The 19,133-nt window shown below is 52.1% G+C and carries 17 protein-coding genes and 1 riboswitch; of the genes, 6 read left to right on the top strand and 11 right to left on the bottom strand.

Features of this window, described 5'->3' with window-relative positions:
- Nucleotides 1-47: 47 nt before the first annotated feature.
- The 4 genes from HFP08_RS10705 to HFP08_RS10690 all read right to left on the bottom strand — a co-directional run bounded on the left by HFP08_RS10705 (nt 48) and on the right by HFP08_RS10690 (nt 7,574).
- A complete protein-coding gene (locus tag HFP08_RS10705; RefSeq protein WP_168120593.1) occupies nt 48-2,930 on the bottom strand; it encodes a glycoside hydrolase family 3 C-terminal domain-containing protein in 2,883 nt (960 codons plus the stop codon).
- A gap of 58 nt (nt 2,931-2,988) precedes the next feature.
- Entirely contained in the window at nt 2,989-5,418 is a 2,430-nt protein-coding gene (locus HFP08_RS10700) for a glycoside hydrolase family 95 protein (RefSeq protein ID WP_240941276.1), read from the bottom strand.
- 205 nt (nt 5,419-5,623) lie between these two features.
- On the bottom strand, nt 5,624-6,460 hold the full coding sequence (locus tag HFP08_RS10695; RefSeq protein WP_168120592.1) for a sugar phosphate isomerase/epimerase family protein: 837 nt from the start codon (nt 6,458-6,460) through the stop codon (nt 5,624-5,626).
- Nucleotides 6,461-6,491: 31 nt separating this feature from the next.
- Nucleotides 6,492-7,574 (bottom strand): Gfo/Idh/MocA family protein, encoded by a 1,083-nt coding sequence (locus HFP08_RS10690; protein ID WP_168120591.1) that lies wholly within the window; start codon nt 7,572-7,574, stop codon nt 6,492-6,494.
- 144 nt (nt 7,575-7,718) lie between these two features.
- Between HFP08_RS10690 and HFP08_RS10685 the strand changes: the two genes are divergently transcribed.
- Complete coding sequence (locus HFP08_RS10685) at nt 7,719-8,600, top strand: AraC family transcriptional regulator (RefSeq protein WP_168120590.1); 882 nt, start codon at nt 7,719-7,721, stop codon at nt 8,598-8,600.
- Between the two features lie 254 nt (nt 8,601-8,854).
- Here the strand turns inward: HFP08_RS10685 and HFP08_RS10680 are convergent, their stop codons facing one another.
- Entirely contained in the window at nt 8,855-10,354 is a 1,500-nt protein-coding gene (locus HFP08_RS10680) for an L-fucose/L-arabinose isomerase family protein (RefSeq protein ID WP_168120589.1), read from the bottom strand.
- Between the two features lie 125 nt (nt 10,355-10,479).
- Between HFP08_RS10680 and HFP08_RS10675 the strand changes: the two genes are divergently transcribed.
- The gene (locus HFP08_RS10675; RefSeq protein ID WP_168120588.1) at nt 10,480-11,358 is read left to right on the top strand and encodes a helix-turn-helix domain-containing protein; all 879 of its coding nucleotides are present in this window, start codon (nt 10,480-10,482) and stop codon (nt 11,356-11,358) included.
- Here the strand turns inward: HFP08_RS10675 and HFP08_RS10670 are convergent.
- Both HFP08_RS10670 and nikR read right to left on the bottom strand, forming a co-directional pair.
- Nucleotides 11,355-11,630, bottom strand: coding sequence for a hypothetical protein (locus tag HFP08_RS10670; RefSeq protein WP_168120587.1), 276 nt, complete (start codon nt 11,628-11,630; stop codon nt 11,355-11,357). The two genes, HFP08_RS10675 and HFP08_RS10670, sit on opposite strands and share 4 nt — an antisense overlap.
- A 22-nt stretch (nt 11,631-11,652) precedes the next feature.
- The gene (gene nikR / locus HFP08_RS10665; protein WP_168120586.1) at nt 11,653-12,132 is read right to left on the bottom strand and encodes a nickel-responsive transcriptional regulator NikR; all 480 of its coding nucleotides are present in this window, start codon (nt 12,130-12,132) and stop codon (nt 11,653-11,655) included.
- Nucleotides 12,133-12,260: 128 nt separating this feature from the next.
- Here nikR and HFP08_RS10660 point away from each other — a divergent pair, with 128 nt between their 5' ends.
- Nucleotides 12,261-12,500, top strand: coding sequence for a hypothetical protein (locus HFP08_RS10660; RefSeq protein ID WP_168120528.1), 240 nt, complete (start codon nt 12,261-12,263; stop codon nt 12,498-12,500).
- A 223-nt stretch (nt 12,501-12,723) separates the two neighbouring features.
- Here HFP08_RS10660 and HFP08_RS10655 read toward each other — a convergent pair whose 3' ends face one another.
- The 3 genes from HFP08_RS10655 to HFP08_RS10645 form a co-directional block, all read right to left on the bottom strand.
- The gene (locus HFP08_RS10655) at nt 12,724-12,927 is read right to left on the bottom strand and encodes a hypothetical protein (RefSeq protein ID WP_168120585.1); all 204 of its coding nucleotides are present in this window, start codon (nt 12,925-12,927) and stop codon (nt 12,724-12,726) included.
- Between the two features lie 104 nt (nt 12,928-13,031).
- Nucleotides 13,032-13,733 carry a hypothetical protein gene (locus HFP08_RS10650; RefSeq protein WP_168120584.1) on the bottom strand — a complete coding sequence of 234 codons (702 nt, stop codon included), beginning with the start codon at nt 13,731-13,733 and terminating at the stop codon, nt 13,032-13,034.
- Between the two features lie 76 nt (nt 13,734-13,809).
- Nucleotides 13,810-14,841: a Gfo/Idh/MocA family protein gene (locus HFP08_RS10645; protein WP_168120583.1), complete on the bottom strand. Its 1,032-nt coding sequence runs from the start codon at nt 14,839-14,841 to the stop codon at nt 13,810-13,812.
- Between the two features lie 144 nt (nt 14,842-14,985).
- Between HFP08_RS10645 and HFP08_RS10640 the strand changes: the two genes are divergently transcribed.
- Nucleotides 14,986-15,831 (top strand): YihY/virulence factor BrkB family protein, encoded by an 846-nt coding sequence (locus tag HFP08_RS10640; RefSeq protein ID WP_168120582.1) that lies wholly within the window; start codon nt 14,986-14,988, stop codon nt 15,829-15,831.
- Here HFP08_RS10640 and HFP08_RS10635 read toward each other — a convergent pair.
- Nucleotides 15,812-16,858 carry a Gfo/Idh/MocA family protein gene (locus HFP08_RS10635; RefSeq protein WP_168120581.1) on the bottom strand — a complete coding sequence of 349 codons (1,047 nt, stop codon included), beginning with the start codon at nt 16,856-16,858 and terminating at the stop codon, nt 15,812-15,814. The two genes, HFP08_RS10640 and HFP08_RS10635, sit on opposite strands and share 20 nt — an antisense overlap.
- A 150-nt stretch (nt 16,859-17,008) precedes the next feature.
- Between HFP08_RS10635 and HFP08_RS10630 the strand changes: the two genes are divergently transcribed.
- Both HFP08_RS10630 and HFP08_RS10625 read left to right on the top strand, forming a co-directional pair.
- Nucleotides 17,009-17,893: a helix-turn-helix domain-containing protein gene (locus HFP08_RS10630; RefSeq protein WP_168120580.1), complete on the top strand. Its 885-nt coding sequence runs from the start codon at nt 17,009-17,011 to the stop codon at nt 17,891-17,893.
- A gap of 87 nt (nt 17,894-17,980) precedes the next feature.
- A complete protein-coding gene (locus HFP08_RS10625) occupies nt 17,981-18,829 on the top strand; it encodes a helix-turn-helix domain-containing protein (protein ID WP_168120579.1) in 849 nt (282 codons plus the stop codon).
- A 179-nt stretch (nt 18,830-19,008) separates the two neighbouring features.
- Nucleotides 19,009-19,118: riboswitch (TPP riboswitch) on the top strand.
- Nucleotides 19,119-19,133 lie beyond the last annotated feature (15 nt).

The following is a 19,133-nucleotide window of genomic DNA, read 5'->3' as shown; positions in this document are numbered from 1 at the left end:
TAATCATTCTATCACATACGCTTTTTTCGAACCAAAACCAAACCTGTTCATTTGATGCTGAATTGACTAAGCGCAAGCCCGCCTTTAATCACAATATCGAGATCGCTTCCTTCTTGAACGGGCTGCGACAGCTCCACATCGACATCCATCCATCCGGCTTCGGCTTCGGAATCAAGCTGAAGCGTTCCCAGTTCCACCGCTTCGCTTCCATCGCGACTGACAGCCTGCAGAATCAATTCTCCTCCGCCTGCCGAACGAATGCGTCCGGAGAATCGTCCGGAGCCCTGCGACCAATCAATGAATCGATAGCTCATGCGGCCTTCGCTCTCGATTGCTCTTGCACAAGTTCCGCCTTCCTTGCATTCGTCAAGGAAGATTCCCTCATAATCATCGTAACAATCCGCTTGCGTCATCCGCGACAGATCGCGGGGAGGCACGACCTCTCCTTCAAGCCGCAGCGATAGCGAAAGCCTGATATCGCTTGAGGAAGCGCCGATCATGAACTCGTAAGAGGCGGATTCCAGACAAAATTTGCCTCGCGTCACATCCCAGAAGCGAAGCTCCTCTTCGTTAACGCTAATCGTTATGCGCTTCTGCTCCCATGCGTCCAGTCTAATTCGCTTGAATCCGACCAGTTTTTTCAACGGACGCCGCACCCTGGAACCTATAACGCGGACATAGGTCTGGGCAACCTCGTCCGCCGCTTGACCCGAATTGTTTTTCAAGAGGAAGCTCAATTGCCACTCCCTGTCGCGGCTTCCTTGAACAGCGACTTCTTTCACAATCAAATCGCTGTATTGGAATAGACCATAGCTTAAGCCGTGACCGAACGGGAACAACGGCTCGTCCTTCGCATACATATACGTTCTGCCGGATTTCATAATATCGTAATCCATAATGGATGACAGATGATCTTCCGACTTGTACCAGGTCATATTGAGCCGCCCGGCTGGGGAATAATCGCCGACGAGAACCTCGGCAAGCGCGTTGCCTAGCTCTTGACCCGCATGAGCGAGATAGACAATAGCCGGGATCTCGTTAATCAAATTTCCAAGCGCGAACGGATAGCTGCCGATCATAACAACGATTGTTCGCGGATTCTCGGCTAATACAGCTCGAATTAACCGCTGCTGCGATTCGGGAAGCGCAAGATCTGGACGGTCAATCTCTTCCTTGCCGTTAATGAGAGGATTGTTCCCGACGACTACGATCGCTGTTTCCGCAGCTTTGGCAGCCGCGGCTGCCGCGGCGATTCCGTCCCTTTCAAGAATCTTCCTCACTCCGCTGTCCGGATGGGAAGCCGGAGAAGCGGCGGCGTCCTCAATGGTCCATGCGTTATGCGATTCTGCAGTCGACGATAGAACTCGCTTGCCATTCCAGGTTCGCAGCGTTAGAAGCTCGCTCTCCCCCTCCTCCAGCTTCAGCACCTCCTTCACGAACCAGCCGAAAGCTTCGTCCGCCGTTGCTGCAAGATGCTTGTCATCCGCGCTGGTTAGAAGCTTTCCCGTGGACATGGAGCGCAGAGTCAGGCTGCCATGCCCCCAATCCGTCAACTCGAAGCTTTCCCCTTCTTGGCCCGCTTCGCCGCTGGACAGCCTGCTGCCGTTATCAGCGTCGAGAACGAGCTCCCTGCCGCTTGCGGTCGCCAGCCGAAGACAATCATTGCCGCTGCTGAAGCGAATCGTAACTTTCTGAGGACCGGCAAGCTTGCTCCGCAGCCCCTCAAGCGGCGTCACCTTGTAAGGCAGCGTGCCGGAATACCAGTCCCGATACACCGCATCCGCCAGCGGACCGACGACAGCGATATCGGAGGACTTGTCGCGGCTGAGCGGAAGCAGCTCTCCCTCGTTCTTGAGCAGAACGATGGATTCCTTCGCGGCCTGGAGCGATAACGCCGCATGCTCGGGAGCGCATAACTTCGATGCCGGCGTAGGCGAATAGGGATTGCTCTCCTCCGAATCGAATTCGCCAAGCAGGAATCGCACCCGGAACGTGTTCCGCAGCGCCTTGTCCAGATCGGCTTCCGCAAGCAGACCCTCGGATAACGCCTCTCTAATCGCGTCGCAGGTCTTCTCCTTCTCGTCGGTCATGCTGTCGATGCCGGCTTTGATCGCATGCGCGACCGCTTCCTTGTTGGTCTTGTAATAATGATGATCTCTCACGATGCCAAGCAAATCGCCGGCATCGCTGACGATGAAGCCGTCCATGCCCCATTCCTGCTTCACAACCTTGTCGACGTCCTCATGCAGAATCGTAGGAACCCCGTTGACGGCGTTATAGGAGGTCATCATCGACTTCGCTCCGCCTTTGACGAAGGCCGGCTTGAATGCCGCTTGATAATATTCCTTCATATTGCGCGGATCGATGCTCGCCGAGCAGCTTCCTCGATTGATTTCATTATTGTTGCCGATAAAATGCTTAAGCGTCGCGATCGACTTGTAATAGACGGGATGATCGCCCTGCATGCCCTGAACGAGACCGGAAGTCAGCTCTCCGGTAAGAAAAGGATCCTCCCCGTAAGCCTCCTCGTTGCGCCCCCATCTCGGATCGCGTTCCATATCCACCGTGGGAGCCCACAGAGTCAGTCCGTTCATCTCCGGATTGCGCTGATAGAACACCCTGGCCTCGTCTCCGATGGCGGAACCAATCTGCTTCATTAAGTCCGGATTCCATGTGCAGCCAAGACCGATTGGCTGAGGGAAGCTTGTCGCCTCGCCCAGCCACGCCATGCCATGCGCGGCTTCCGTGCCATGCTTGTACGCCTTCACGCCAAGCCGATCAATGGCGGGCTGATATTGCAGCATCGATTCGATCTTCTCCTCCAGGGTAAAACGCGAGACGAGATCATGGACTCGTTCTTTCAAATTCAGCTTTGCGTTCAGATAAGGAAAGCCGTCTTTCCCTTTCGTTGTTGTTTGCTTCACTGCCATCACGCATTCCCCCTCAGAGCTTCCTTACATTCTTCCCGATTTAATCAGGCGGTGCGGATCAAGACTTTGCCGGCGTGTTCAGCGTGACATCGTAAACTCGGCCAATCTCCGTCGGTATGCGGTCCCCGGCGCCTCCCAGCTCTTTGCCTTCTTCGTCCCTTATCCGCAGCCCGCCGCTGTTCACGATAGACAGAGGCGAGCCATATTTCGAAGTCAAAAGCGCTTTCACCCATTCGCCTTGACGCCAAGCGATATCGACCTCGAAGCCGCCGCGCGCCCTCAAGCCGCGAACCTCGCCTTCCGTCCAAGCCACGGGCAAGGCAGGCAGCAACGCGATGCCATCGTCCGCGCTGCTCTGCAGCAGAAGCTCCGCTATGCCGGCCGCACCTCCGAAGTTTCCGTCGATCTGGAATGGCGGATGATTGTCAAGCAGATTCGGCAGCGTCGACCGCGATAACAGTACCTCGATAAAATGATGCGCTCTCTCCCCGTCCTTCAATCTTGCGAACAGGTTAATGAGCCATGCGCAGCTCCAGCCGGTATGTCCTCCTCCGTTGCTGATCCGGCTGTCGAGCGACAATCGGGCCGCCTCCACCAGTTCCGGCCGCACAAGCTCGCTAATGCTGCTCCCCGGGTACAAACCATAGAGATGCGAAACATGCCGATGGCCCGGCTCATGCTCCTCGAAGGCATCCTGCCATTCCTGCACCAAGCCTTCCCCGGTTATCCGAAGCTCCGGCAGCCGGGAGAGCGCATCCTCGATACGCGCTCGAAGCGCCTCATCTTCTCCAAGCAGCTTCTGCGCTTGAAGCATATTTTGGAACAGCTCGCGAATAAGCGTCACGTCAAGCGCCGATGAGATCGCAACGCTGCTCACTCCGCCGCTTCCTGTGACGAATTTATTTTCCGGCGAGGAGGAAGGAAGCGTCATCAACTCGCCGCCGTCTCTCTCCTGCAGCCAATCCAGGCTGAACAAGGCGGCTCCGCGCATGATGGGATACGCTTTCTCGCGCAGATAATCAAGCTGCGGGCGGAACAGATATCTTTCCCATAGATGCTGTGACAGCCAGACACCGCCCATTGGCCAGAACGCCCAGCTTGGATGTCCCGCCGAAGGGCTCGACATTCGCCACAGATCGACATTGTGATGCGCGGTCCAGCCCTCGCAGCCGTAATGAACCGCTGCCGTTCTCGCGCCCGTGACGCTTAGCTCCTCCAGCAGGTCGAACAGCGGTTCATGGCATTCGCCCAGCCCGCATGACTCGGCAAGCCAATAATTCATTCCTACATTTATATTGGTCGTATAATTGCTGTTCCAAGGCGGCTGAACATGCTCGTTCCAGATGCCTTGCAAATTCGCGGCCTGCGTGCCTGGACGCGAACTTGACAGAAGCAAATATCTGCCGTATTGAAAATAGAGAGCCTCCAACGCAAGATCCTTGCTTCCGTTCTTATAGGCGGTCAATCGTTGATCCGTCGGAAGCAAAGCATATTCGCCAGCCCTGTTGTCATTGCCTTCAAGCCGCAAATGCACGCGGCCCATCACCGCTTGATGCGCTTCAATATGCCTCAGACGCAAGGCTTCGACATTATGCATGGCTGCAGCGTTTTGCTGCTCCAGGTTGCGCGCTTCCAGCTCCTCATAGCTTTGGCCGGGCATCCGGTCGAAGCCGCGAAAGCTTGTATTCGCCGTTATTCGCAACACCGCGTAGCTTGCGCCGATAATGTTCATTTGACCGCTCTCCACTATCACGCTTCCGTCGGTATCCGCCTCAAGCATCGCTTGATAGATGATGCCATGATCCTCCTCGTATTGAACGGAGAAGGGATGGTCGCGATGATAGTTATCCGCTACATGGCTAGGGCAGCGGCTATTCATTATCAACCTTCCTTCTCCGCCGTCATGAACGCTAAACGGATGAGGACTGTCCAAGCTTATGGCAAGCTCGATTGCTCCCGGAGTATCGCTCTCATAATGGGATATCAGTACTTGATCGGCTGCGCTGACCCACGTCTCGCGGCGATAGGAGCTGTTCCCTGCTTGAAACTTCACCGAAGCGACTGCCGTATCGAGACAAAGCTCCCGCTTATAATCGGTAAAAGCCGTGCCGGAGAAGTTCTGTTTGATTCTCAAATGCCCAAGAGGCTGATATGCCTGCGAATTCACGCCAAGCATCTTCGCCTCTATCAACGCCTCGGCCTCCTCGTACTTCCCTTCCATCAGCAGTTGCCTCGCGCGCTTCAAATATCGCGCCGCTTCATAATTATTCGTATCTCTCGGGAATCCCGACCATAACGTATCTTCATTCAAGAGCAACACCTCTTCGGCCGCTCCGCCATAGACCATAGCGCCTAATCTTCCGTTTCCGACTGGAAGCGCTTCCTCAAACGCATTAGCCGGCTCTCTATACCAAAGCTTCAAAGGAGCTGGATGGGATTCATGCTCTTTGAAATTCTGCTCGTCATACGACTTCATCTTAACGCTCACCTGTCTTTCCTCCTAATTAAGCGGGCTATCATCCATCTTAACGCATAGGGTTAAGCGGGCATACCCGTCATATTTCATCATTTATCATATCAAAATTAGCGATTGCATGCGAAAGCCGCTCAGGCTAAATGCCTGAGCGGCGGAATGAAATCATTCGTATGAAAGTAGAACCGAAACACTAAGCCTGTGGAATAAGCTCTTTCGACTATAGTCCGGCTGCGCCGTATACTTTGTCGAAGCCGGCTTTGGAGCGCTCGGCCAATTGATCAGGAGTGCCTTCAGGCGCCTTCGCCGACAAAATCTCTTGCGTCACGGAGCCGGTATAACCAATTGCTTGCAAGCCTTTCAGGAAGGATACAAGATCAATAACCCCTTCGCCCGGATACAAGCGTCCGTTGTCGAGCGCTTCCTCTACCGGCACATCCGGCGCGTCGTTAATGTGGACATGAACGATCTGATCCGCGCGAAGCGCTTCGATGTCGGCAATCGTGCCGCCATTCGTATACCAATGATACGCGTCGTACAACAGACCTACATTGGGCTCGCCGATTGCCTCGATCCAATCCAGCGTCTCCTCCTGCGTCCAGATGAATGGATTCGCCCATGCCGTGCGAAGATGATGCGGTCCGACGAACTCAAGGCCGAGACGAATATTGTACGCGCCAAGAATTTGCGCACAGCTGCGCAGGCGACGTGTCGCAAGCGCCATGAAATGCGCGGCTTTGAGGTCCGTGGAAGGCAGAATGTAGGTGCAGCAGCGCGTGCAGCCCAGCGATTTCGCAGCCGCCGCAGCGCCGGCCAGCTTCTCCAGACCGGCAAGAAAATCCTCTTCGGATTTCCGCCATTCCACCGGCAGACCCGTTGAGCCGATAACAACGCCGTTCTCGGACAGAAGCTTGCGCGCGCCATCCAGGCCATACTGATCGATCAAATCTTTCGCGTTCACATCCACGCTTTGAAAACCGAATTTACCCGCAAGCTCAATCAACTGCTTATCATTGTCGAGCGCCCCGAGCCCTGCTCTCGATAACCCTTTTAACATGGAAATCCCTCCTTATCCCTCTGGCTACCTTCTACTCAATGCCTTCCCAGTTCAGCTTCACTTCATTGCCTGTCCGCGATGATTCGTAGATGGCGTCAAGAATCAGGTTGTTCGTGAAGCCGGTAAGCGCGGAAGTAATCGGCTGCTTGCCGTCGCGAATGCTTTCCAGGAAGTGACGGCTAAGACGCGTCCGCTCCCCTTCGTCATTCTCCGGCTTGCTCAGCGGCGTCTCAAGCGGTCGATCGAATTTCTCCGTCAGCAGCTTTCCGGCAGCTCCCCTATAGCTCGCTCCGCCTTCCGTGCCCATCAAGTGAACGAACGGCGCATTCTCGGTGTCCATATGAACCGCCCAGCTGACCTCAAGAGTAAGCGAGCTTCCGTCCTCCATCTTAATCATGGCTGTTGCGAGATCCTCCACATCGTAGATGCCGTCCCAATTCGGACGGCCCCAGGTGCCGATGCCTTTGCGCTCCGGACCGAAGGCTGCGTAGGTGGAGCCGTACACGGATACCGGCTTGGGATTGCCCATCATATAGAGAGCCAGATCGAGCATATGCACGCCGATATCGATCAGCGGTCCTCCCCCTGATTGATCCATGCGGGTGAACCAGGTGCCCCAGCCCGGGATGCCTTTGCGGCGGTACCAGCCCGTTTTCGCCGTATAAATCTTGCCAAGCTCGCCGCGCTCCACCTGCTCCTTAATCTGCATCGCAATGGATTCCCAGCGCATTTGATGCGCGATCATGACAATGCGATCCGTCTTCTTGGCCGCTCTATAGATTTGTCCCGCAGCCTCGCTGTTAATGCCCATCGGCTTCTCCAGCAGCACATGCTTGCCGGCTTCCAGAGCACCAATCGCAAGTGGAGCGTGAAACTGATTCGGAACGCCGATCACAACGGCATCCACATCGGCCCGGTTGATCAGTTCTTCCGGGGATGCGGCGACATTCGCGATTCCATAGAGCTTCGCTTTCTCCTCCGCCAGCGGAAGATACGCGTCCGTTATCGCAGTGACCTCGCATTGCTCGGATAATTTTGTGAATTCCTTGGCATGCACGCCGCCGATATTTCCCGCGCCGATAATGCCGATTCTTATTTTGTTAGCTGCTGACATTCCATTTCCTCCTTAAAATGCGTGTTCAAAACATCCTCTTGTTTGGACATCATAGTCATGCTCTTTATGTTAAAATAACAGGGACAAGATTGCATCCTCATTTTTCGATAAACATCTCAATTTTTCGGAAGGATCGAAATCCACATGACTTATATTCCCGATTATTTGAAAACGTATCCGAATATGGACACTGCCTTTCCCTTTCATATAAGTTTGAACAAGCTTCGCGACGGCTATCGCAAGCACCGCCATGATTATCTCGAATTTTCGTTCGTTGTCGAAGGCTCCGGCTCGGAAGAGATCAATGATGTCGTACATCCCATGCAATCCGGCACTTTCACTTTCGTTCTTCCGTACCAGGTGCATCAGATTTTCACGGAGAACGGCAGTACGCTCGTGCTGTATAACTGTATGTTCGATATAAACCTGCTCACGGAATCCGGAGAGCTCGAGAGCTTGAACAGCTTGATCGATCAGAGCGAGGTGACGCCGTATATGCAGTTGAACGAGGAAGACAGCGCACGCATGAAGCGTTTGATCGAGGATATGTACAAGGAATACCAGGGGAACGAGCCTTGGAGACGAACGATGCTTCAGCTGCGCCTTAGGGAGGTGCTTGTCTTGTTCGATCGCGCCAGGCGGATGGATTCATGCCGTCGCGAGGAGAGGATGAAGGCCACGGCGGGCGCAAGAACATCGATCTGGCCGATTATCCATTACATTCATCAGCATTATGAGGATGAACTGCCGCTGTCCGATCTGGCGGCCCGCTTCTCGCTCAGCGTCTCCCGAATCAGCGAGGTCATCAAGGAAACGACGGGCCAAAATTTCCTCCAGCTCTTGAACGATCTCCGGGTTCGTCAAGCCTGCAGCTTGCTCGTATCAACCGACATGAGCGTATCCGAAATCGCGCTTGAAGTCGGATATGGCTCGTACACGACCTTCTCGCGAATATTCCGGGAGAAGAAGAAGCTCTCGCCGAAGGACTATCGCAAGCAGAAGCAAACCAGCCGCTACAACGGTTGACAAGAAGAAGCCCGGATAACGACGCGCGCTATCCGGGATTTATCTAATTCCAATGAATAATCGTGCTGATGGTCAGCGCGATGACAAACAGGACATACAGAATCAACGAGATTATCCTTGCCTTTCTCCTGCTCAAATCCGCCGCATCCCTTCCGAGTGAAAGCTGTTGCTTCATTCTATGCAGAGATAGACGAATGCGGAGCTTGTATTCCGGCGAATCATACACCATGTGAAGCGAAAGGAATCCTTACAGCTTACAAGGTGACATGAGCACTGCCCAACAAATCTCCAACCTTCTCATAGAGACCCGCCTGATGCCCGATGGACAATGCGCAATGATGTGTCGGCGCTTCCGCAAACCATTTCTCCATATAGACATCCGGATGAACGCTGAATCGAACGGGAGTCTGCGTATTGCCGATTCGCATAATCCTTCCATCGGTTGATTCTCCTTCGCTGGAAATCAGCTTTAATCTTCCATCGAAGGTCTGCGTCACATTCAAGGTTGTAACTGCCCCGATCTTCACCTTCGCTTCCACCGATATGCCGCTTCCTTGCTTGCCGTGATAGAGTCCCATGCCGCGAAGAATCGGCTTTCCCTCGGATATCGCCGTATGAAACGGACCGTCATGGCCAAGAAGAATCGTATGATCATCATAATCGACGACAACAATTTCCGAGAAGCTGCCCCCCGTTCCAAGTATGTCGCAAATCTTCATGGCGAGCGCTGTCTTCAAATCGCCTTCGCCAGAGCAGGGAATGCCGCGCGCTGTCAAGAGGGAGTGGCCGACGATAAATCCGCTTTGCAGCTTCTCGTATTCGCCTCCCGGTGAACCGTGATAATAGTACGTCAGCGCATCGAGATCATATTCTCGAACCAATCTCTCCTGCGCAGCCGCAACCTTGCAGGACCAATCCAACTGTTCTTGCGTTGGCTTGCGGGCGAGGGGATCGGACGGCGAATCGCCGCTTATCTGAAACAGGCTTTGAACCTCCTCAAGCTTTGCCTTCACTTCCCCGGGCGTGACTTCACGAAGCTGCCGATCCAAGTCGCACATCTCGAGCATCTCGACATGGATGCCGGTCTGCGCCTGCATCATCGTGAAATCGCTATACATATCGAGCATGCCGCTGTACGTATTTCCCAGAAAACCAAAACGGCTGTGCTGCAGGGTTCTCTTCACTCCCGCCGCTTCCGACCACTGCTTGATCGCTTGCCATGCGCGGATCGCTTCCGGTCGATGAGCCGTTACCTCATCGGCCAAAGAAATGTCCGGCGTATGCTCCAGACCCAGCAAACCGTTGATCACCCTGAACGCGATGCCTGCGCGGTTAAGAGCGTTCGCAAATTCCGGGACAGGGCAGGCTCCACAATGAGCGAGCCATTCCCCCGTATGCGTTTGCTCATAATTAATGCGCGCCGCCGGTTGAAGATTCAACACGATGAGCGGAGCCTTGTTTATTTGATGAACGGGCAGAACCGTTGAACTGGTTGAATACGTAGCGGCGTGACAGAAGACAAGATCGACTCCCTGTTGATTCAGCCATTCACCCGCTCTTCTTCCCTCCGCCTCCGTATCGACCAAACCGTAATTACAAACATCCGCCCATTCCGAAACCCGGGTTTCTATCCATCTTCCATACGCGATCAGTCGCTCTTGCAAGCCTGGAAATTGTGCCCAATACGCTTGCAAACCGACAGAATACAATCCGATTCTTGCTTTTTTAGCCGGTTTTATAACAGGAAGTTGCATTCCCTTTACCTCCTCAGCGATTTATGAAACAATAGAATGATGATCTTATTGTAATCGCTGTCTCAATCCTATACATCCGAGTATATTGGCGAAAAATACTAGAATCTTGCAAGGAGGAGAATGGAATGTGTGCATATCGCGAGAGAGCCTCGCACGACTGGAGCACCGATTCGGAATGGCGGATTGCAACCCCTTCATCCTTCGCCAGAGCGCATCTATTCTATGTGCAGGAAATCGGACATTTCCATGCCAACAGCAACTACTATACCGAGCGCGAACAGCTTGATTCCTATTTGATGGTCTATACAGTCTCTGGAGTAGGAGAGCTGGAGTATGAGGGGTATCATTATAGCTTAAAGCCGCATCAGCTGTTTTTCATCCATTGCATGCCTTATCAGTTTTATAAAGCAATGGAGCACGGGCCATGGGAATTCGTGTGGACACATATCAACGGAGGGAATGTCGGAGGATATTATGAGCGATTCAGAGAAGCTTCGGACAATGTCATCACATTGCCCGCGACTTCGCCAGTGCCTGATTTCATGCTGCAATTGCTTGCGGAGCATCGCTCTAACAATGTTCGGACTGAATTGCAAAGCTCGCTGATCATTACCGAGCTGTTAACCGAGCTTCTATTCACGACGCGCGATATGAGATTGGCGGGGCAAGGAGCTCCAGCGATCGTGGCAACCGCCGTACAGCTTCTGGAGCAAGGCTTTAACGAAAAATGGTCTTTAAATCGCTTGGCTAATTTACTTTCAATCGATAAGTTTCATCTGTCCAAGCAATTCAAACAGCATATCGGCTACTCTCCCATTTCGTACTTAATCAGAGTCCGTATTGCCTTCGCCAAGGATAAACTCAAGCATACAGATATGACGATAGACGAAATTGCCGAAGCCGCCGGCATTGAACAGACAAGCCACTTCATCCAATTGTTCAAAAATCGCGAAGGATGTACGCCTCTTGCATACCGGAAAAGCTGGAAGTCGCAGCGACATTAATCCAGATATCCCGCAAGACCCTTCTTCATCAAATAATCCATTTCGCTCTCGAGAATATCCTCTACCTGTATCTCATTCAGCTTCACGTTGGAGCGTCCCATAATATAGTCCACGAGCTCATCGCTGTCGATGTCAACCTCGCCCTTGGCATTTCCCTTGGCATTGTTAATAAAGTCCTCTTCATGCTTGAGCACCAACTCGACCTGCTTACCCTCAACCTCCGTTTCTCCGGAAATATAGGCGATTAATTCTCGTTTGTTCACTTCGCTCATCCACGTTCAGCTCCATTCTATATTATCCTTCATGATTGTGATGATGATGATGCGGCGCGTGAAAATGGCTGCCATCAACCGGCTGCTGCTCCGCAAAGGTGACTGAAAGCTCGGCGTATGCTACGCCCTTCTGAGTCTGAATCTGCTCATGAAGCTTCCGAAGCCTTGTGAGCTGCCCCCTGACAACAATCACTTCCAGGCATTGGTCGTGATTCAGATGCACATGCATATTCGATACGATATCATGATGGAAATCATGTTGAATATCCATCAGCACAATGGGAAGTTCCCGCACATGATGATCGTACACAACGACAATCGTGCCGGCTACATATTCGTCGCCGCCTAGTCCTGAAGAATCCAACATCGCTTTGCGGGCCATATCCCGAATCGCTTCAGAACGGTTCGTATAGCCTTGTTCATCTATAAAGTGATCAAACTGTTCAATGAGCGGCGCCGGAAACGATACGCCGAATCGAACCAGTTCATCCTTCTCGCCCATTTCTCCACCTCCTATTGCTCTAGTATAGTCTATCTGCCTTTATTCTCAAAAGCTTTGTTTCAAGCGGGTTGCCGCCGGGTAGTTACAAGTATCGGCAACAACCAGATTTGAGAAAGGGGAGATGCTTCATGAATGCAGTCGAGAGACGAAATGCGAATGCTAATAATACGGTGAACATGCCAAACAACAGGGAGGCGAGCAACGATATGAACACAACAAATCGCAACGTAGACGTGGAGGAGACGCATGTACAGAAGAAATCGGATTCAAGCTTGGTGCTATCTACGCTAATTAAGTATACAGCTTATCTCGTTATCTTTTTCGGCATCCTCTATTTCCTGGTCAACTATGTTTTTACGATGTTTTAGGATTTACGAAGTCAGAATTATAGATTATGAAGTGACGCAGGGCAGCATGGCAGATGCATATATCTCTGCCACGCTGCCCTTATCACTTGTTTAGTCTCAATCGTTGTTAAGGGATCCTGTAAGCCTACCGGAAACCAACAAAAACTCCCCGCCCTTCCTCTGATTTATTCAATCTGAGGAAGGGCGGGGAGTCTCTTCATGCGAATCGAATGCTATCGTATTATTATTGTGCTCCTTCACTTGGCAATACCGTACCGTCGGTTGCCATAGGGGCATTCATCGCGCCGTTCGTGCCCGCGTTTTCGTTGTTATTCAGATTCGTATTGTTATTGTTGTTGCATGCGGAAGCTCCGAACATAATGGATGCGCATATCGTAGCCGTCAACAATAACTTTGTTGGATTTGTCTTCCTCATATGATATTTCATCTTCATCATCTTCCTCTCGTTTATCATACTTGTTAATGTGTTGCTACGTTACATTAACCAGCAACGAGAAGAATGAATCGACTTCCATCATGAGAAAACGCTCATCAATTGCCGCCTCTGCCTCCATATCCGCTCATGCCGCCAACTATGATGCGAGTCGCTTCAAACGAGTCAGCCTTCAGCCATATCGTGAGGACATCGTCGATCTTCAAATCCGTCGCCGCAACATCCCCATAGATCATACCATCCTCTCCCATGGTCATGGCTTGGATAATCGTAGATTCCGACAGGGTAATATCCTCGGTTTCATCCGAGAACATATTGGCTGCGCCGCCGAAACCACCGGATGGGCGCTCCGTTCCATCGCCGGATTGACCGGGTACAGCTTGATTGCTGGAAGACGGCGGCTGCGCGCCCGCATCGCCTGCTTGGCTCGGCGGCTGCGATTGTCTGTTCCCCCGATTCGCCGGTGCACCGCTGCCCGGCGTGAAGGAGGACTTGTACACCGTAATCGTATTGACATTCATACTCTTCACTTTGCCCATCAGACTCGCGGCGTTGCCATTCTCATCCGTCATGCCGCCAAAGCCGACTCGCCCGCCGCCCTGGAAGCCGCCCTCTCTGCCCGCAGATACATCTCCCAGCGAATTACCGTTTCCTATGCCGGATTGATTCCCGGTCTGCGCGCCATTTTGGGCGGATAGATTCGTAGCAGCGTTTGAATTCCCTTGTTCCTTCGCATTCGAGCAGCCGGCTAACATTGCAATAAGCAGCGCTGCCGCAGCTGCCAATGTCCATACTTTCATGCCAAATTCCTCCTTGTAACGTGTACATTCAGGAGCAATGTAGCACAGATCTATGAACGGCAGATGAACGCCCGAGCTAGTGGATATTCATCACCTTCATCGCACCGTTTCCTTCATCAAGCGATTGCTTCACCGCCTGAGTGAACGCCATATATCTCGTGCCTTCCTTGAAGGACGGATATCCTTTCACGCCGTTTCGCACAGCTTGAATGAAGTCGGCTTCCACGGTCCAGCCCTTAAGCTCGCTTTTCCCAATATCCACTCTACGCTCACCTTCAGCGGTGAATAACGTGACATACGGCTCGTCGGGATGGCATTGGAGCGAAGCCTTGCTGCCGTGAATCAGCATGAAGGGCTGGCTGATTGCCGCCGAGCCGGAGAACAGAGCGGTTAAAGTCGCTCCGCTTAGAAACTCGCCCGTCAGGCTGACCGAATCCGGCAGCTCTACTTCTCCGTATTCATCATTATGCGTCCGACGTTCTTTCACCCATGTTGCTCCGTTCGCGCTAAGAGAAGCAAGCGGTCCGAACCATCTGTTCAATACTTCTCCTAGCATGCCGACCTCGAGCATATTAATGCCTTGAATCGCTTTCGTCTGACGCCAATGAAGCGGCTTATCCGGATCTTGGTACGCCGGCGTCACTTGCTGCAGGACAACATGCCGAACTTCGCCCAATTGCCCGTCGCCGATCAAGTGCTTCACGAATACATCGACTGCCATATAATGCGGCGGCGGACAAAGCATCGTCGTTAAGGAAGTAGATCGATCCTCCTCCAGCATCAACAACGCTTCCTCCAGATCCATCGCCATTCTCGCCTGGCAGAACACATGCTTGCCTCTCGATAGCGCGTAGCTCGTCATTTCCTTATGCATATAGGGAGGCGTACATATGAATACGGCTTCCACTTCGGGGTCATCCGCCACTTCCCTCCAGTTCTCATAATAACGTTCGAAGCCGAACTCCTCGGCCGCTTGCTTCGAGCTCGCCAAGCTGCGATTGGCCACTGCCGCCAGCTTCACGCCTCTCAGCTTCTTGAGACCGGGAATATGGCGCACCCGCGCAATGCCTCCCGCTCCTATCATTCCAATTGCGATTTCCTCTTTCATGAACAGGATCAGCTCCTTTCTACTCAAATTGTCTCATTCCGCTTCTTGGGCAGTCAAGCTTTGATTAGAGGAGCCTGAAATCGGTTAAAAAAAAGGATATACTACGTACATATAAAACTACGGCAAAAGGAGGCTGCGGCATTCATGCCTTTATCGAAAACAAAACCGTTTCTCAAGCTTCTATTCCGCAAGGTCGCCGGAGATCAAATTACCGATTTATCAGCTCAAATCGCCTATTATTTTCTGCTGTCCTTATTTCCGTTCTTGCTGTTCGCGATTGCGCTTCTGCCTTATTTCGCTCTGGACAGCGATGCTGTCATCAAGCTGCTAAGAGAATATTTCCCCAGCGGCACAGTCGATGTCATCGATAAAAATCTGGCTTCCGTTCTCGAGAATCCGCAAACCGGGCTGCTCTCGTTCGGCGCTATCGCTACCTTATGGTCGGCCTCCAACGCAATTGGCTCGATTATGCGGGCGCTTAACCGCGCTTATAATGAAGAATCGCATCGCCCGTTCATTCAGGCGAAGCTTCTATCGATTTGCATGACCATCCTGCTCGTCTTCGTGCTCGTCATTACGTTACTGCTGCCGGTATTCGGCCAGCTGTTGCTGAAGGGCATTCGCTTCTTCTTCTATATTCCCGAATTGTCCGACGGCATGTTCCAGGCGATTCGATGGGGAGTCGGTTCGGCCATAATGATCGTCGTACTCATGCTCTTCTATCGCATTGCGCCCATACGCAGGCTTTTCTATCGCGATGTCATCTGGGGAGCGGTCACCGCAACGCTGCTCTGGCAGCTCATCTCGCTCGCCTTCTCCTTCTACTTGAACAATTTCGGCAATTATTCCGCTACTTACGGCGCGCTTGGAGGCGTTATCGTCCTGTTGCTCTGGTTCTTCCTGACGGGAGCCTTGCTCATACTCGGCGGCGAAGTAAACGCGACGATATCGGAGATGCGCGGAGAGAGCACTACGACTCCCCGTTCATGAAAGCGACGATATCCACCTTCCGTCCTTTCTTCGAGCTTTCCAGAGCCGCAAGCACCATCGCCATGCTGTATCGATTGTCGCGGCAATCGGTCTCGGCATGGCGGTTTTCCTCCAGCGATAAGAACATCTCGTCGAGACAGCCTTGATGAAATGAATTGTCTGTCGCTTGAACCTCTGACTCCACTCGCATGTAATCTTTGATAAATTTCCCGCTCTGCTCGGCTTCGACTGCCACTTCTGCATAAGGATTTCCAATTCCGTCCCAAATCGCCGTTCCCTTGGAGCCCGTAACGCGCCATGACGCTTCCCATGAGGTTGGCGCGCCTTCGGCGCACCATGAGCCGCGATAATTGAAGATTGACCCGTCCGACATTTCGAAGATGCAGATGGCGGCCGCGCTTCCTTCATACCACGAGCCGGGAGGGTTGAATTCCTGGCAATACACGGACATTGGATTCGCCCCCGAGATCAATCTGGCCTGATCGAAGGTGTGGATCGCCATATCGAGCAGCAATGGACTGGCCATCACATCGCGGAAGCCGCCAAAATGAGCGCCGATGAAGAAATCCGCTCCGATAAATCCAACCTTGCCGATGGAATCCCCTTCGATAAGCCCCCGCAAAGCGCGAATGCGGGGATCATACCTGCGATTTTGCATAACGGCATGCGTCTGTCCCGTCTGCTCCGATAATTGAACAATCGCATTGCACTCTGCCATCGATTCCGCCAGCGGCTTCTCTCCGAACACGCTGCACCCATTCCTCAGAGCTGTCGTGCTGATAGAGAAATGACTCGCGGGAATCGTCACGTCGAAGACAAGATTAGCATGCGTATCCTTGATTGCTTTCTGCACATCCGTGTACAGCCCGCAGTTCAATCCATGCCGCTCCGCCATCTTCTCCGCAAACTCGAGCTTGATGTCCACCAGCCCGACAATTTCTGTATCAGAGCGATTCAACGCATAGCCCACCCAAGTATTCGCCATTCCGCCGCAGCCTGCGACCACTACCCGATATTTACTCGTCATTTCGTCAGCTCCTCTTTGCTTTGCTTCTATACATCATTCCGATATTGACTTATAGTGATTAGAACAACTCTAGTATAACGGCGATAATCGCCAGTTGCTTCAATAATTGTGTGTAAAACTAGTCTAATCTTGTGCTGGAGGCGTGACTCGATGACCTATCCCAAAGAACTGAAGGAATTCACGAATCTGGGGGAGAAAGCCTATCCCTTCCAATTATTCCTCAATGGCCATGAGGCATGCAAAGTAAACCAGAGCATCATGTATATGCATTGGCATGAGCATTTTGAAATCATAGCGATGCAGAAGGGAAGCGCCGTTTTTCATATTAACAGCGAAGCTTACGAAGCGGTGGAGGGCGATGTGCTGTTCGTGCCTGCCGGAGGCTTGCATGTCGGCTACAGCAGCTATGACGGACCGATTAGATACATTTCATTCGTTTTCAATGCCTCCTTATTCAATGATTGGACGCATGATCCGGAGCATCTCAAATTTGTTGCGCCTTACCTTGAAGGCAGGCTGCAATTGCCGGTCAAACCCGTTCGCCACGTGAAGCATTGTTCCGAATATTACGGGCTGCTGGAGCAGTCGCTTCAGGAATTCATTGCAAAACGCCCAGGATACAAGCTTGTGATCAAATCTCTGCTTCATCTGCTCTTTACCCAGTTGGCCCGAGAGTTTATCCCCGCTCGGCTTGCGGATAGGAAGAGTGCTATTCCATCCCGGAACAGGGACGCGTTCAAAGCTCTGCTTCAGCATCTCGAGACGCATTATGCCGAGAGAATGACGGTTGCTGAAGCCGCTCGATTCGTCAAGCTCAATCCGCATCATTTCTGCAAAAGCTTCAAGAAGCTGACTGGCCGCACCTTTGTCGAATACATGAACGTGCTTCGCATGAACGAGGCCGAGCGCTTGCTTCAGGAGAGCGACGATTCGATTACGGAGATTGCAGGCATGGTCGGCTGCGATAATCCGAATTACTTCACCAAGCTTTTCAAGCAGCACAAAGGCGTCACGCCTTCGGCTGCGAGGAAATGAGGCCGAGCCTGCGCTCTTGCTCTGGCTTCAATCCTAGGATACGATATAGATCGCAAGATATATATTGGACATGTCGAGGTGACTTGAATGGATATGCTTCCTCTTAAAACGAACAGCTCTTACAAATATGATGATTCCTTGCCATTCACGGTCTACACCGCCGGTACGGAAATACAAATCCCCATTACAAGAATCGATGGTTTTTCCGCAAAGCAGCTGCTTGTCACCTTTTCCGGGCAAGGCCGCTTTCGTATTCTCGGACAAAAAAACTGGGAAATAGTAAAGCCCGGAACCATTCTGTATATACCCGCCAAGATTCCTAATGAATATATGCCGCTCGATGAACAGGAACAGCCCTGGCAGGTCGGATATGTGACGTTTAACGAAAGCAAAAAGGGATTGCTCGAGGGCTGGGGATTTGCTCGCAACGCGTTTGTTCAAGCTGTAGCCGATACAGCTCCTTATTACATCTTCATCAGGAAGATTTGGTCCCAGCTAGGCGCTCATTCCAATCCATGGGAGGCCGTTCGGCTATTATTCAATATGCTCCTTGAGGTTAAGAAGGACAACCATCTTCATAGAGAGTCGCGATATCCCGCTTCCACAGGCAAGGCAGAGCCCTTGCCAGGCTCCGTCGTAGAGAACGCCGTTCGTTTCATTCATGACCATCTTGGTCATTCCTTAACGGTGACCGGAATTGCTGCTCATGTCGGTTATTCCTCCAAGCAGCTTAACAGACTGTTTCATAAGGCCTATCAAATTTCCCCGTTGCAGTATCTCCAGCAAAGCCGTATGCGAACGGCTCATCTCTTAATTATTGATCATCCGGAGATGACCATTCGGCAAATTGCGGCATACGTCGGAATGGAGCCAGATTACTTCGCCAGGCTGTATAGACGAGAATATGGTTGCACGCCTACTCAATCCCGGATATAAGACATGACAAGGCTGCTATTCCTCCTCAACCCTTGTTTGATTACGCCTACAATATTGATTTTATCACGAGAGATTTATTCTATGCTTGTCATGATTTTAAGAGAACAGAATTTGCCTCATTTCCTCGAGCGCTCGAGGGTATTGCCATTTCCCCTGTACTGGTATATAGTTGTGCTAACAAAATCGTGTGCGGGGGCTGGATGAAGTCTGGCTGAGAGTGGGAACTGATTTCCCTGACCGTTAATCTGATCCAGATAATGCTGGCGTAGAGAACAAGTCGAATTGAAGCCATTCGTTTATTCTC

This window comes from Paenibacillus sp. HB172176, from assembly GCF_011947265.1.
In the GTDB taxonomy this organism is placed as follows: domain Bacteria; phylum Bacillota; class Bacilli; order Paenibacillales; family Paenibacillaceae; genus Pristimantibacillus.
The sequence above is the reverse complement of the archived record's forward strand: the minus strand, read 5'-3'. Positions and strand labels throughout refer to the sequence as shown.